This window comes from Arthrobacter silvisoli (assembly GCF_003369445.1).
In the GTDB taxonomy this organism is placed as follows: domain Bacteria; phylum Actinomycetota; class Actinomycetes; order Actinomycetales; family Micrococcaceae; genus Arthrobacter; species Arthrobacter silvisoli.
This window is the reverse complement of sequence record NZ_QRCU01000039.1, coordinates 66,388-80,529: the sequence shown is the minus strand read 5'-3', so window position 1 is coordinate 80,529 and position 14,142 is coordinate 66,388. Positions and strand designations below refer to the sequence as shown.

Annotated in this window: 14 protein-coding genes; 10 read left to right on the top strand and 4 right to left on the bottom strand. The window is 68.2% G+C overall.

Translation table 11 applies throughout. The annotated features are described in order from the left end of the window. Positions 1-105: 105 nt before the first annotated feature. Complete coding sequence (locus DWV11_RS11140; protein WP_115788951.1) at positions 106-2,097, bottom strand: DUF2264 domain-containing protein; 1,992 nt, start codon at positions 2,095-2,097, stop codon at positions 106-108. Between the two features lie 32 nt (positions 2,098-2,129). Here DWV11_RS11140 and DWV11_RS11135 point away from each other — a divergent pair, with 32 nt between their 5' ends. From DWV11_RS11135 to DWV11_RS11115, 5 genes are all read left to right on the top strand, one after another. Beyond that, on the top strand, positions 2,130-3,272 hold the full coding sequence (locus DWV11_RS11135; RefSeq protein WP_245953561.1) for a substrate-binding domain-containing protein: 1,143 nt from the start codon (positions 2,130-2,132) through the stop codon (positions 3,270-3,272). Positions 3,273-3,428: 156 nt separating this feature from the next. Continuing rightward, entirely contained in the window at positions 3,429-4,739 is a 1,311-nt protein-coding gene (locus DWV11_RS11130) for an ABC transporter substrate-binding protein (protein ID WP_115788949.1), read from the top strand. Between the two features lie 74 nt (positions 4,740-4,813). Next, on the top strand, positions 4,814-5,719 hold the full coding sequence (locus tag DWV11_RS11125; RefSeq protein WP_115788948.1) for a carbohydrate ABC transporter permease: 906 nt from the start codon (positions 4,814-4,816) through the stop codon (positions 5,717-5,719). Further along, positions 5,716-6,684, top strand: coding sequence for a carbohydrate ABC transporter permease (locus DWV11_RS11120; protein WP_115788947.1), 969 nt, complete (start codon positions 5,716-5,718; stop codon positions 6,682-6,684). The genes DWV11_RS11125 and DWV11_RS11120 overlap by 4 nt, the downstream gene beginning before the upstream one ends. Next, on the top strand, positions 6,681-7,709 hold the full coding sequence (locus DWV11_RS11115) for a hydroxyacid dehydrogenase (protein ID WP_245953560.1): 1,029 nt from the start codon (positions 6,681-6,683) through the stop codon (positions 7,707-7,709). Before DWV11_RS11120 ends, DWV11_RS11115 begins: the two co-directional genes overlap by 4 nt. A gap of 80 nt (positions 7,710-7,789) precedes the next feature. Here the strand turns inward: DWV11_RS11115 and DWV11_RS11110 are convergent, their stop codons facing one another. From DWV11_RS11110 to DWV11_RS11100, 3 genes are all read right to left on the bottom strand, one after another. Next, positions 7,790-8,221: a universal stress protein gene (locus DWV11_RS11110; RefSeq protein ID WP_115788946.1), complete on the bottom strand. Its 432-nt coding sequence runs from the start codon at positions 8,219-8,221 to the stop codon at positions 7,790-7,792. Positions 8,222-8,398: 177 nt separating this feature from the next. Beyond that, positions 8,399-9,310: a PhzF family phenazine biosynthesis protein gene (locus DWV11_RS11105; RefSeq protein WP_115788945.1), complete on the bottom strand. Its 912-nt coding sequence runs from the start codon at positions 9,308-9,310 to the stop codon at positions 8,399-8,401. A gap of 96 nt (positions 9,311-9,406) precedes the next feature. After that, positions 9,407-9,793, bottom strand: coding sequence for a VOC family protein (locus tag DWV11_RS11100; RefSeq protein WP_115788944.1), 387 nt, complete (start codon positions 9,791-9,793; stop codon positions 9,407-9,409). A gap of 86 nt (positions 9,794-9,879) precedes the next feature. Here DWV11_RS11100 and DWV11_RS20405 point away from each other — a divergent pair, with 86 nt between their 5' ends. The 5 genes from DWV11_RS20405 (at position 9,880) to DWV11_RS11080 (ending at position 14,011) form a co-directional block, all read left to right on the top strand. Further along, on the top strand, positions 9,880-10,329 hold the full coding sequence (locus DWV11_RS20405; protein WP_245953559.1) for an alpha/beta fold hydrolase: 450 nt from the start codon (positions 9,880-9,882) through the stop codon (positions 10,327-10,329). Continuing rightward, the gene (locus DWV11_RS20400; protein WP_245953573.1) at positions 10,329-10,667 is read left to right on the top strand and encodes an alpha/beta fold hydrolase; all 339 of its coding nucleotides are present in this window, start codon (positions 10,329-10,331) and stop codon (positions 10,665-10,667) included. The genes DWV11_RS20405 and DWV11_RS20400 overlap by 1 nt, the downstream gene beginning before the upstream one ends. Before the next feature lie 169 nt (positions 10,668-10,836). After that, on the top strand, positions 10,837-11,274 hold the full coding sequence (mscL, locus tag DWV11_RS11090; protein WP_115788943.1) for a large conductance mechanosensitive channel protein MscL: 438 nt from the start codon (positions 10,837-10,839) through the stop codon (positions 11,272-11,274). Between the two features lie 147 nt (positions 11,275-11,421). After that, entirely contained in the window at positions 11,422-12,291 is an 870-nt protein-coding gene (locus DWV11_RS11085) for an ACT domain-containing protein (protein WP_115788942.1), read from the top strand. Positions 12,292-12,664: 373 nt separating this feature from the next. Then, positions 12,665-14,011, top strand: coding sequence for an MFS transporter (locus tag DWV11_RS11080; RefSeq protein WP_115788941.1), 1,347 nt, complete (start codon positions 12,665-12,667; stop codon positions 14,009-14,011). Positions 14,012-14,142: the final 131 nt, after the last annotated feature.

Genomic DNA, 14,142 nt, shown 5'->3' with positions numbered 1-14,142 from the left:
AGGGTGCGACGGGGCGTAACACCGAGCAGCGTAAACCGCGCACCCGCCAAGGCTCACGCCGGGGCGGTTGGCAGCAGATTGTGACTGGAGGACCGTGAGGGAGCGTCACCCGGGGAAGTCGAAGGCAAGCTCCAGCATCCGCGCCGGCTCCCCGTCCGGACCGGGCTCTCCCGCCAAACCTTCCAAGGCCAGCGACGCCGTGACGCGGGTGCCGGCGTCGTGGATCTCGAAACGTCCCGCCCGCAGCGCCGGTGCCGCGCCGCCCAGGTACACCAGGGACGCGAACATGCTGCGGTCCCCGTCCAGCCCGCCCTCCAGGATGCCGCACGCCGCGTGGTTGCCCAGCGGCGAGACCCCCTCTGCCCGGAAGACGTCCGAACGGGAGTAGCCATGCAGTGGCCAGATCGCGGAATGGAGCTTGGCTGTGCTGAGGAGCGCACCCTCGTCCACGGGCGGAGCAGCAGCGGGAGGAACGGCGGACGCCAGCGCGTAGCCGCCCTCGCGGACCGTCCCCTCGGGCACCCCGCCAAGGCGGTCCACCACATGCACCCGCAGCTCATAGCCGCCGGCTGCCGTCGTTGCACTCGCCACCCGCCAGGGCGATTCGGCTTGGTCTTCGACGTCGGACCACACCGGACCGTGCCAGCTCGCCGCCTGCGGTGACGCACCTGGGCCGGGGTCGGCGCCCAGCCGGTGGATGCGGGACCGCCGGCTGGGCACGCCCCGGGAATCCATGACGGCAAAGTGGTTATCCACCGGAGCCTGCGTGAACATCGGTGCCGTATGGCTGGAGTAGGCGAGCCGGCGGTAGTGCGGATCATCGGGGCCGGGAGCGTAGTACTTGTCACTGCCGTGGTTGAGCAGGCGGGCGATCCCGTCCGACGCCGTGCTGTGCAGCAGGTAGTTCGGGGCGGCGCTGTGCCGGAGCTGCTCGGCGGTTTCGATGGGCGCTGGCTCCTCGACCGCGGTCCATACCGGATGCGTGGCCGGCAGCAGCAGCCCCACGAACGCCTTGGACGTCCAGAACGGAGAGGCCGGCCCGGAGTAGGACTGCACCATGGGCGCGAACGAATCCAGCCAGCCCAGCGTGGGCAGCCCTTCCGGATAAGCACCACCGTCCAGGAAGAATTTCGCCGCCCCGCTGGCGATCCGGCGGGTCTGGCCGGGCGTCAGCGGGCCAGACCCGGCAAGGAACCCCGCCCCTAAGAACAAGGGCGCGACGGCGGCAAAGCGGTAGATCAGCGACCGTCCCTGAAACACGGGCGAACCGCTCCCGCCGAAGAACAGCGCGTGGTCCTGCAGGAAAGCAGCCAGCCGCCCGGCATACCGCTCGCCGAGCGTTCCGGCCTCCGGACGCCGGCCGGCGGCGAAGCCCGCCCAGAGCACCGGGTAGAGATGCAGGGCCCAGCCGCAGTAGTAGTCGTAGAAGTCGCCGGTGCCGTCGTTGTCGCCGTCGCGGTACCAGCCGCCGCCTACGTACCAGTCCTCCAGCCGCGACAGCCCATAGTCGATCTGCGCCTCGTTGTGGTCGAGGCCGGCGCCGGCCAGGAATTCGGCGATCAATACCTGGAAGAGCACCCAGTTGTTGTCCCAGGCCTCGCTGCGCGAGGAGCCTTGGAGCCACGCGGCCACCTGCCGCTGCTCCCCTGCTGGGAATGTGTCCCACAACCACGGTTTGGTCAGCTGGAGGCCCAGTGCCACGGAGGCGGCCTCCACGATCGGCTGGCTGCGGTCCACGATGACCGGCCAGGCCTCGCTGCTGCCGGGACGGGTTCCCTCCAGGAGGCCGGCACGGTAGAAGGGGAGATGCCCGAAAGGATCGTCGCCCTGTTCGCCGGCCACGCGGAAGGCGGCCAGCATGAAAGTCCGGGCAAAGCCTTCCAGGCCGTCGGATAGTCCGCCGGAACAGGACGGCCGGCCGGGAAGCACGATCTGCGCCTTGCCGGGGGTGAAGTGGCGGCGGGCCGCGAGGAGCTGTTGGTCGGCGAAGGCGAGCCAGTGGTCCCGGGTCCAGCCGGTGATCGGGCTGAGCCCGAAGTCGGGTTCCGGCATCGCGAAAGGGCCGCCTGCCTTCCGGGGCGATTCGTGTGCAGTCATCTTGACTCCACACTCTAGGTCCGCTCTAGTTCATGGTGAACAATCTGAACATTACTGAACACCACTTCCAGGACGGACCAATGCTCCCCGAGGACCGAAAAGAGCTCATCCTTCGTGAACTGGCCATGCGCGGTTCCCTCAACGCCGCCGCCTTCGCGGCCAAGGCCGGCATCTCCGGAATGACCGTCCGCCGGGACCTCGCAGCACTCGCCGGCCAAGGCCTGCTGGTCCGGGTCCACGGCGGCGCGGTCGCCGCACCCGAAAGCGCGCCGGGGCCGCACCGCACCCCCACGGCACCGCGCCCCCGCCGCATGCCCCTGGCGACCATCGGCATGGTGGTCCCTTCGGCGTCGTACTACTTCCCGGGGGTGATCCGCGGCGCCGAAGCCGCCGCGCAGGAGGCCGTCGTCAGGCTGGTCCTGGGCGTCTCGAACTACTCGGTGCAGGAGGAGCAACGGCAGCTGCGGCGCCTGCTGGACAACGGCGTCGACGGCATCCTCGTCACCCCCAGCGAGGCCGCACTGGCGGGCACGGACACGCTCGCGCTGCTGGCCGGCGCCGGGGTCCCGGTGGTGGTGGTCGAACGGTCCATCGAGGACGCCCTCGACGACGGCGAGCTGGAGTCCGTGCGCAGCGACCATGTCCGCGGGGCGGAGATCGCCGTGAACCACCTGCTTTCGCTCGGGCACCGGAAGGTGGCGCTGTGCGTCCGCGAGGGCAGCCCCACGGCGCCGTCGGTCATTGAGGGTTACCACCTTGCGTTGAAGCGGGCGGGCATGCCGCGGGACGAGTCCCTGGTGCAGGCCCTGGCCCGGCCGCGGACCGATCCGGCTGGACACCGGGCCGTCGTGGAATCGCTGCTGGACCGATTCGCCGCCGAAGACGTCACCGCTGCGGTCATCCACACGGACGAGGACGCCCTGCAGTTCACCACCGCCTGCCAGGAGCGCCGGCTCAGGGTGCCGGAGGACTTCGCGATCGTGGCGTACGACGACGAGATCGCCGCTTTGGGGGCCGTTCCGCTCAGTGCGGTGGCACCGCCGAAGTTCGACGTCGGGTACCAGGCCCTGCTGATGTGCGTGAACCGGATCGGCGGTCGCCGCGGCGGCACAGGCGCCCTGCAGCGGGTCAGCCTGTCGCCCACGCTTGTGGTCCGGGACTCGACCCGCGCCTAGGGGCGGCCGGGCGGCCGCGGCCCAGCGGCCGCGGCCGGGCGTCCGCGGCCCCGCGCAGCACTTGGTGTTCACTTCTGTTTACTTCGTTGAGTCTGTTCACTTTTGTGGATTTCATGGTGTGCATTCCTTCGCATCGTGAATTCAAGGGAGAACACTATGAAGCGACGCCACGTACTACTCGGCGCAGCCAGCCTGCTCACCAGCGCGGCCCTGCTGACCGGCTGCGGCACCGGCCCTGCCACCACCCCGTCCGCCCAGTCCGGTGACGCCAGCGGCACCGTCACCTTCTGGTCCTCCTTGGCCGGCATGGACAAGGTTGCCGAGAGGTTCAACGCCAGCCAGGACAAGATCAAGGTCACGTTCGAAACCATCCCCAACGGGGGCAACGGCGGCTACGCCAAGCTGTCCACCGCCATCACCGCGGGCAACGGGCCGGACGTCTCCACCGTGGAGTATGCCCAGCTGCCCCAGTTCGTCAGCAACGGCCAGGTGGTCCCGCTGGACGGCTACATCGACAAAGCCAGCACCGTGGACAAACTCAGCGACCAGGTCCGTGGGCTGGTGCAGTTCGACGGCAAGAGCTACGGCCTGCCCTACGACGCCGCCCCGATGATCATGTGGTACCGCAAGGACCTGCTGGACAAGGCGGGCGCGGAGGTTCCGAAAACCTGGGAGGAATTCGAGGCCGCCGGCAAGAAGCTCAAGGCCGTATCCCCCAAGTCCTACCTGGCCAGCTTCTACCCGAACGAACCCACCCTGATGGCCGCTCTGTCCTGGCAGGCCGGCGCCAAGTGGTTCAGCACCGAGGGCGACAGCTGGAAGCTGGGCCTCAAAGACGACGCCACCAAGAAGGTGTCCTCCTTCTGGCAGCGCATGATCGATGAGAAGATCGTCAAGGTTGAACAGGCCTTCAGCGATGAATGGAGCGCGGACCTGGCCAACGGCACCCTGGGCGGCGTGCTCGGAGCAAACTGGAGCGCCACCGGCATCCAGAAGCGCACCGAAGCCGCAGGCCAAAAGGGCAAGTGGATCGCGGCCGAAGCTCCCAACTGGGGCACCCCGGCCGGCGCGTTCTACGGCGGTTCCAGCTTCAACATCACCAAGAGCAGCAAGAACCCCGCGGCCGCAGCGAAGTTCATCGCGTTCCTTGCCACGAGCCCCGAGGCCATCGCGGCACGCGGCAACACCGGCTCGGCTTTCCTGGCCTACCCGGGCCTCACCAAGGAAGCCCGGAAAGCCTTCGATGCCGGCTACTTCGGCAACGACATCTACGGCGTCTTCGACAAGGCCTACGCCACGATCCTTCCCGGCTGGCAGTGGGGCCCGAACTGGGACGTCACCAACACGGCCCTCAAGGACTCCTTCGGTGCCCTGACCACCGGCGGAAAGATCGACGCCGCCCTGGACAGCTCCAGCGACGCCACCTTGTCCGGATTCAAGCAGAGCGGCCTGTCCGTCAAGGACTAGGCGCCCGTAAACAGCATCCCGGCGGCGCCGCGGGCAAACATCCCGCGGTGCCGCCACCCCCACAGGAGATACCCATGGCCAGAAAGACCCGCTCCACGTCCGGCACCGGCGGCCGCACCGCCGCCCTGTTCCTCGTCCCGTTCTTCGGAGTGTTCGCCGTGGCGATGGTCGCCCCCGTGGTGTACTCGCTGGTGCTGAGCTTCTATGCCCAGCAAAAGTCGGGCCTGGGCTTCGGCGGGACCAAGACCGCCTTCGTCGGCCTGGACAACTACGTCCAGGTCTTCCAGTCCGAAACCTTCACCGGCGGCCTGGGCCGCCTGGCCCTCTACTGCCTCATCTACATTCCCTGCATGGTGGGCGGCGCCGTCGCCTTCGCCCTGCTGCTGGACGCCACGGTGGCGCGGGCCCGCAAACTCTTCCAGCTGCTGGTGTTCCTGCCGCACGCCGTGCCGGGCGTGATCGCGGCCCTCATCTGGGCGTACCTCTACACCCCCGGCGTCAGCCCGCTCGTCCAGGCCCTCCAGGGTGGCGGCATCCAGCTCAACTTCCTCGACGCCCACCTCGTGCTGCCCTCGATCGTGAACATCGCCGTCTGGGAATGGACCGGCTACAACGTGATCATCCTCTTCACAGCCCTCCAGTCCGTGCCCCGCGAAATCCTCGAAGCCGCCCGCGTGGACGGCGCCGGGGAAATCCGGGCAGCCCTGAGCATCAAGTTTCCGCTCATCCTGCCCGCACTGAGCGTCATCATCCTCTTCACGGTCATCGGGACCCTGCAGCTCTTCACCGAACCCTCCATCATTTCCAAGGCCACCGCATCCGTAACCAGCACCTGGGTCCCCAACCTGTGGGCCTACGATGCGGCTTTCAACCGGCACAACCTCAACCAGGCCGCTGCCGCGTCCATCATCATCGCCCTCCTGGCCGCCGGACTCTCGCTGGCCGTCACCCGATTCAGTTCCAGGATGAACAAAGCATGAGCACCGAGACCGTCAGTGTCGCGCCCCGCCCGCGCAGCGGCGCCACCCGCGCGAACAGTTCCCGGCAGAACAAGAACCACGACGGCGGCACGCGCCCCTTGCGTCCGGGCCGCAACCGCCTCTCCCGCGAGGGTGGCTTCGCGAGCGCCTTCACCGTCAATGCCCTGCTGGTCCTGGGCTGCGCCTATATGGTCCTTCCGGTGTTGTGGCTCTTCTTCGCCGCCACCAAGGACACCGCCGATCTTTACGGCACACCGGCGTACTCGCTGGGCCGCTTCGCGTTCCTCGGGAACATTGGGGCCGTCATCGGCCAGGACGGCGGGATCTTCTTCCGCTGGATGGCCAATTCCGTGCTGTATGCGGCGTTCGGGGCCGTGCTCGGCGGACTGATTTCGGTGATGGCCGGCTACGCCTTCGACAAATTCACCTTCCGCGGCAAGAAGACCTGGTTCGGCCTCGTGCTCCTGGGGGTGCTCATCCCGAACACCGCCACCGTGCTGCCCATGTACCTGCTCGCCTCCGTCTTCGGCATCACCAACACCGTCTGGGCCGTCCTCATCCCGGTCCTGTGCAACCCCTTCGGCGTCTACCTGGCACGGGTCTACAGTTCTTCCTATGTTCCAGATGAAACCCTGGAAGCAGCCCGTGTGGACGGCGCCGGTCCCATCCGGTCCTTCTTCTCCCTGGGCCTGCCGATGATGATGCCCGGGTTCATCACCATCGCCCTGTTCCAGTTCGTCGGGGTATGGAACAACTTCATGCTTCCGCTCGTGATGTTGCAGGACCAGCAGCTGCTCCCCGTAAGCGTCGGCATCTCCATCTGGCAGGGCTACTCCGTGCCGCAACCGGAGTTCTCCCCGATGGTCATCACGGCGTCCCTGCTATCGGTGATCCCGCTGCTGCTCGCGTTCATCCTCCTCCAGCGTTTCTGGAAGTCCGGCCTCACCGCAGGGAGCGTGAAGTGAGCACAGCTGACCCGGCCGCCCGCCCGCTGAACGTCGCACTCGCCATGGCCGCCGACGTCGGGCATAAAGTCTTCCCGCCCCAGCGCCTCGCCACGGTGACCGGGCCGCTGCGCCTGCTCAGCCCGGAGCCGATCACCGGTTTTTCCACCCCGGAGGCCCGGCGGCTACTGGCCGAGGCCGACGTGCTGCTTACCGGCTGGGGCTGCCCGATGATCGACGGCGCCGTGCTCGGCGCCGCGCCGCGGCTGCGGTACGTGCTGCACGCCGGGGGATCCGTGAAGCACCACGTGGGGCCCGAATGCTGGAGCCGCGGCATCAAGGTCAGCACCGCCGCGGACGCGAACGCCATCCCGGTGGCCGAATTCACCCTGGCGATGATCCTGCTGGCGAACAAGCGGGTGCTGCAGATCGCGCGGGAGCTGCACGGGGCGCGGGCCGCCGTCGACCCCGAGGGGCTCTTCCCGGACATGGGCAACTACGGCAAGCGCGTGGGAATCATCGGCGCATCCAAGATCGGCCGGCACGTCATCCACCTGCTCAGGTCCTACGAACTGGAGGTGGTCCTCGCCGATCCCTTCGTAACACCGGAGCAGGCCGCCGCCCTCGGCGTGAAGCTGGTGGGGTTGGAGGAACTCGTGGCGACCTCCGACGTCGTGTCCCTGCACGCGCCGTCGCTGCCGGCCACCCGGCACATGTTCGACGCCGGCTTGATCGCCCGGCTGCGCCCCGGCACCACCTTCATCAACACCTCCCGAGGCGAACTCGTGGACCAGGACGCCCTGCTGCACCGGCTCGAGAAAGGCGACGTGTACGCCGTCCTCGACGTCACCACGCCCTGGGTGCTGCCCGCGGACTCGGGCTTCTACTCGAACCCGAACGTGCTCCTCACCCCGCACCTGGCCGGGTCCCTCGGCACCGAGCTCGAACGCCTCGCCGCGAGCGCCATCGAGGAGGCCTACCGGGCAGCCCGCGGAGAGGCCCTGCGCTTCGAGGTGACGGCCGAAGAGCTGGCATTCACCGCCTAAAAGCCAAGCGCGAACGTACACTGGGGCCCCGATTTCGCGGGGGCGCCTTCAGGGCCCCAACTGTACGTTCGCGCGGGTGTTTACTCGACGGTGTCGGCGATGTACACGTCGCAAGGGGCTTTGTGGGCCACGGTGTTGGCCACGCTGCCAAGTACCCGGGCCAGGCCCTTCATCCGACGGTTGCCCACGACGATCACGCTGGCGTTGTGGTTTTCGGCGTGGGCGATCAGTGCCTGGGCAGGGTTGCCGACGGCGGAAAACGCCTCGATCTCCACGCCTTCCTGGTCCAGGAGGGCTGCCACTTTGCTCGCCGTTGCCTTGGCTTCGCGGCCCGGATCACCGAACACGATTGCCCGCTCGCTGCCTGCGCCGTGCAGTGATACCCGGTCGCCTTCGAACGCCGTGACCACGTGCAGCTTGGCGCCGAGGGCCGCGGCAAGGTTCCTGGCGGTCTGCGCCGCCTTGACTGCGGTTTCGCTTCCATCAACTCCGACGACAACGATTTCCGGCATGTGTTTCTCCTTCATGGTGGTGGGTTCCCGCTCCAAAGCTACCGCGTGGGGCGGGCCGCACACGCGGAATCCCTCGGAACCGTGAACAGCGTCATGGTTCCTGTTTCCTGCCGACGGGTTCCGTCGTCGGGCGCTCGGGTGCCTTGCACTGATCGGGCGGCGCCTGCGGCCGGGAAGCTAGAAGCTGACGCTGCCCTTGATGACGCTGCGGCTGCGTCCGCCCACCCAGATGGCCCCCGACTCGTTCCTGACCTCGATGATGCCGCCGCGGCCGAGGACAGTTCCCTGCCGGGCCGTGTAGTTCCCGTCGGTGACGCCCTCGGCGAGGAGCCACTGCGCGAGGCCGGCGTTGGCGCTGCCGGTCACCGGGTCCTCATTCACGTCCAAGCCCGGCACAAAGGCCCGGACCTCGAAGTCGGCCGGCACGCCGCCCGCAGCGGAGCCTCCCGGAACCGTGCCGCCGCCATCCGCCCCGCCGTCGGCCGCTCCGCCGTCGTGCGCCCCGCCGTCGTGCGCCCCGATGACCGCAACGGCGAGCTCACCCATCCCGGCGTAATCCGGCCGCACGTCCAGCACTTCCTGGGCGGACCGCAAACGGATGCCGAGCCACCCCGGCCCGTTGTCGATCCAGTTGCTACCGAGCACCTGCTCCGGATCGATGCGCAAGGCCGCCACCGCGGTGGCGAGCACCTCCGACTCAAGCTCACCGGACCGCACCAACGGCGGCGCCTCGAAGGACAGGCCCTCCCCAGAGCGCCGCAACGGCACGAGGCCGGCTCCGCATTCCTGGACCAACACTTCGCCGTCCCGGACGGCGCCGCCGTTTTCCAGCCAGGCGTGGGCCGAACCGAGCGTGGGATGCCCGGCGAAGGGCAGTTCCCTGCGCGGGGTGAAGATCCGGAGCCGGTAGTCGGCCTCCGGGTGTTCAGCTTTGAGGAGGAAGGTCGTTTCGGACAGGTTCGTCCAGTTGGCGAAGGCCTGCATCTGTTCGCTGCTAAGGCCGTCGGCATCGTGAACCACCGCCACCGGGTTGCCCGCCTTGGGTCCGGGCGCGAAAACGTCGACTTGTGAGAATTCATAGCTGGCCACGGTGCTGTTCCTCCTGTTTGTGATCGGGATCAGCCTTCACAGTAGGCGCAGAGTGGCCTTGAAAAACATAGCCAGTTTGACCAACTGGTGTGGACCCTAAGTGGCTTGGATCCTCGCCCAGCCCGGCCAGTCCGCGGCGTCCACCACGCAGAAGCGGTTGCCCTCGGGGTCCTCCATGATCACGTAGTCGGCGTCCGCGGGTTTGCGGCTCCACTCGACTTCGCGCGCACCCAGTCCCGTCAGGCGCCGCACCTCGGCGGCCTGGTCTTCGGCGTACAGGTCCAGATGGATGCGCGGCGGCAGGACGCGGCGGGAGGGAACGGCGTCGAGCGAGACATTCGGCCCCTGCCCGGTGCGCGGCTGCAGCAGCGCAAAGTCATCCTCCGGCGGTTCCCGCAGGACGTAGTCCAGGGCGCGCGTCCAGAACCTGATCTGGGACGCGAGGTCGTCCACGCGGATGACAATGGAACCAACGATCAGCATGCCCCGACCCTAGGATCGCGCCCGGGCCGAATCAAGGCGTGTGCTGCGCCACGGCGCACCCGGCGCCCGGCGGCTAGAGTGTCCGGGTGAAGATTGCCGCAGCCCCGGACGGCGCCGAACTGCTGTGGGACGAAGCGGGCGACGGCGACCCGCTCCTCCTGCTCGCCGGCCAGGCAACCGGCATGGCTGGCTGGGGGCCGACGGCGGACGCCCTTGCCCGCCACTTCCGCGTCATCCGCTATGACCACCGCGGCGTGGGCGGCAGCACGAAGGGCGATCCTGAGCGCTACACCACCCGGCTGCTGGCCGAGGACGCGGCCGCCGTGCTCGATGCCGCCGGGGTCGGCGCGGCCCACCTGTACGGGCACTCCATGGGCGGCCGGATCGCCCAATGGCTGGCGATCGACCGCCCGGGGACAGGGTCCGGGCCCTGGTGCTGGCCGCGACCAGCGGCGGACGGCGGGCGGATGCCAAGGTGGACGCCGGCACCTTCGACGCGGCCCTCAAGACACTGCTGGGCGGCGACCCGGTGTTGATGGCTCCGCTGTTCTTCGATCCGGCGTGGGCCAGGGAGCACCCCGAAGCGGTCCGCGGCTTCTTCGGAACCACGGCGTCGGCCTGGGCCAAGGCGCGGCATTTCCAGGCGAGCCGCGAACACGACGCCTGGGCCTCGCTCGGCGCGATCCGGGCACCCACCCTGCTCCTGCACGGCACCGAGGATGCGCTCGCTCCCCTTGCAGACGCCGTCCTGCTGCACCGGACCATCCGGCGCTCCACCCTGGTGAAGGTTCCTGGAGCCCGGCACGGACTGCACCTGGACCACCCGGAAACCGTGGCCTGGGTCCGCCAGTTCATCGGAGCCAGATCGGCCTGAGGACCGGGCGGAGAGCCGGCCGGAAGCCCCGGCAAAAATGATATTTTGGTATCTGTTGCGCGGGGCGCCCAAGGGGCCGCCGTCCGCGCCCCGGCACGCCGCAGTGCCCGCATCCAGCAGCCGATCCAAAGCCGGCGCGCAAACACCCAATAAGACCGGAGGACTCTTCATGCTCAAGGGATTCAAGGACTTCATCCTTCGCGGCAACGTGATCGAACTGGCCATCGCCGTGGTGGTAGGCACCGCCTTCACCGCGCTCGTGTCGGCATTCACCAGCAACATCGTCAACCCGGTCATCGCGGCGGCAGGCGGCGTGAATGCAGGCGGACTGGGCTTCCGGATCTGGCCGGACAACCCCGCCACCTTCGTGAACTTCGGGGCCGTCATCACCGCCTTCGTGACCTTCATGATCACCGCCGGCGTGGTGTACTTCATCTTCGTGGCACCCATGAACAAGTTCAACGCGATGATCAAGAACCGCCGCGGCAGCGAAGAGGAAGCTGCTCCGGAACCCACGGACACCGAACTGCTGGTCGAAATCCGGGACTTCCTCGGCGAGCTGGCCGCGGCCAACCGCGCCTCCCGGGATTCGGACCTCACCCGCTAGCACGCCAAAACGGAGCACGCCAGAACGGATCACGCGAGAACAGGCCGGCAGCCCCCTCAAGGGGCGCTGCCGGCCCCTTCGCTTAAAGCCCCATATTCGTGACCGGGCGGCAACGGAAGCGAAACACCGCCCGTGCACCATGGGGGCATGAGAGCCAAGCAGCAGACGTCCGCTTCCGCTGAGCTCAGCTGTGAGGTCTGCGGCCGAATGCCCGAACCTCCCAAGGCGAGGGTTACAGTTGCCCAGATCGCCGCGATGCTCCCCATCGAACTGCTGGTCCACGCGCTCGTCGTGGAAACCCATCTCCCCTATGTAGCCAAGGTGCTGCTCCTGACCGTCACGGCCACGGCCCTGGTGATCTGGGTGGCCGAGCCGTCCGCCGCCCGGGTGCTGCGCGGCTGGCTCCACGCCCCCGCGCTCCGGCACCGCCGCAGGCTGCACTCGGCCCCGGCGCTCTGGCGGGCCCGCACCCTGGTGCACGACCAGCCAGGCGCCCTGCAGAAACTCACTCAGGAACTGGCCCGCCTGGACACCAACATCCTGAGCATCCACGTCCATCCGATGGACGGCCAGGTACTGGATGAGTTCGTGCTCTCCGCGCCGGGTCAGCTCGGCGAACAGGAACTGTTGAAAGCACTGTCCGACGGCGGCGGGCGGGACTCCCACGTCTGGCCCACCACCGCGCTGGCCATGGCCGATGGCCAGACCAAAGCGCTGAGCATCGCCGCCCGCGTGGCCGGGAACCCGGACGAACTGGCCCTCGCAGTCGCGGAACTAGTGTCCGCGCAGGTGGTCCTGGCTGGAAGCGCAACACAGGCGCCCGAGGCGGATGCCGGCGTCCGGCCTTCCGGCACAGCCCCGGAACCCGGCACGCTGCTGAAGATCCCCACCGCATGGCATGGGCCGCTCGTCTTTTCCCGCCCGGGCGCGCCATTCACCCCGGCCGAGTCCGCCCGGGCCCACCGGCTGGCCGAGCTCGCCGAGATCCTGGCCCACGGGCACAGGGGCGCGGTGTGACGTTCCTTCCCGCTTGCCCGCCCGCGGCCCCGGGCACGCGCCGCGACGATCCGCAGAATTCCGCGGCGCGGAGCCGGTGAACCGGAAAGCAAACGGGAGGGAACGCAGCGCGAACGGCTCGCGGGAAACGGCGGGCGGGCACTTCGGTCACATTTGGTTGGGTGAGGCAGCGCACAGAAAACCCTTGACAGTGGGACAGCTCACACCTACTTTTGTTTTGGGATCCCAAATCGGGATCCCAAATGATATGGATCCCTTGCCCGGCAGAACCGCCGTCTTGCCGCCGACCCTCCGGCAGTCGAACGCCTGCCGCATCGCGAACGCGAATCCCCAAAACTCCTCCGCATTCCAGTCCCCCAAACTAAGGAGAAGCGTGTCTCTCCAGAATTCCCCGTCCACCACCACGGAAGCCGAGCGTCCGCAAGCAGGCAGTGTTGCCGGCAAACGCCGCACCAACGTCCGCTGGCGGCTATTCCTTCTGCTGCTGGTGCTAGTCGCGGTCAACTACATCGACCGCGGGTCTATCTCGGTGGCCCTGCCCCTCATCCAGAAGGAATTCAACCTGGGCCCCGAGGTTGTGGGCCTGCTGCTTTCGGCCTTCTTCTGGACCTATGCACTGATGCAGGTCCCGGTCGGCTGGCTGATCGACCGCTTCGGTCCCCGTAAGGTCGTCACGGCCTCCTGCGTCGGCTGGGGTGCGGCCACCGCCGCCTCCGGCATGGCCGGCGGATTCCTGAGCATGTTCATCGCGCGCATGGCCATCGGCGTCACCGAAGCCGGCGTCATGCCGGCCGGCGGCAAGCTGAACGCCCTGTGGATGCACTCCAAGGAACGCGGCCGCGGCGCCACGATCCTCGACGCCGGCGCACCGCTCGGCGCGGGCGTAGGCGGCATCCTCATCACGTGGCTGATCGCGGCCACCGGCGGCTGGCGCATGGCTTTCATCATTGCCGGCATCGCTACGGTGGTGCTCGGCCTGGCGATCTGGTGGTACGTCCGGGACAACCCCCGCGACCACAAGGCCGTCAATGACGCCGAGGCCGAGTACATCGAGGCCTCGCACCGCGCCGAGGACGAGGCTGCCCAGTCCCAGGGCGCGTCCACCGCGCGCCGCGGCCTGCTCCCCTACATGAAGTTCCGCTCCTTCTGGGCCATGTGCTTCGGCTGGCTCGGCTTCAACGGCGTGTTCTACGGCCTGCTCACCTGGGGTCCGCTGTACCTGTCCCAGGCCAAGCACTTCGACCTGAAGACCATCGGCTGGTCCACCTTCGTGATCTTCGGCGCCGGCTTCATCGGCGAAATCCTCGGCGGCACCATCGCCGACAAGTGGCGCGAGTCCGGCGCTTCGGCCAACAAGGTCATGCGCACCCTGCTGGGCATCTCCAGCGTGGTCGTCGTCGGCGGCCTCGTGGGCGTCACCGTGGTCCCGGACCCGATCACTGCCGTCGTCCTGCTCTCCGTGGTGCTGTTCTTCCTCCGCTGGGTGGGCCTCTTCTGGGCCGTTCCGGCAACCCTGGGCGGCCGGAGCAACGCCGGCATCCTGGGCGGCGCCATGAACCTCAGCGGCAACATTGCCGGCATGGTCACCCCGATCGCAGTCGGCTTCATCGTGGGCGCCACCGGCGGCTACACCTGGGCACTGCTCTACTTCGTGGCGTCCGCCGTGATCATGGGCATCTCGGTCCTGACGCTCGACTACGGCAAGCGCCTCCCGGTCTAGGGCCGGAGCAGCGGGCAGCAAACCCCGCAATTCCCGCGGAATTCCGCACTGCAACACAGTTTGGGATCCCAAAACCATTGACAGTGGAGTCGCCAGAATCTACCGTCATATTTGGGATCCCAAACAGGCAC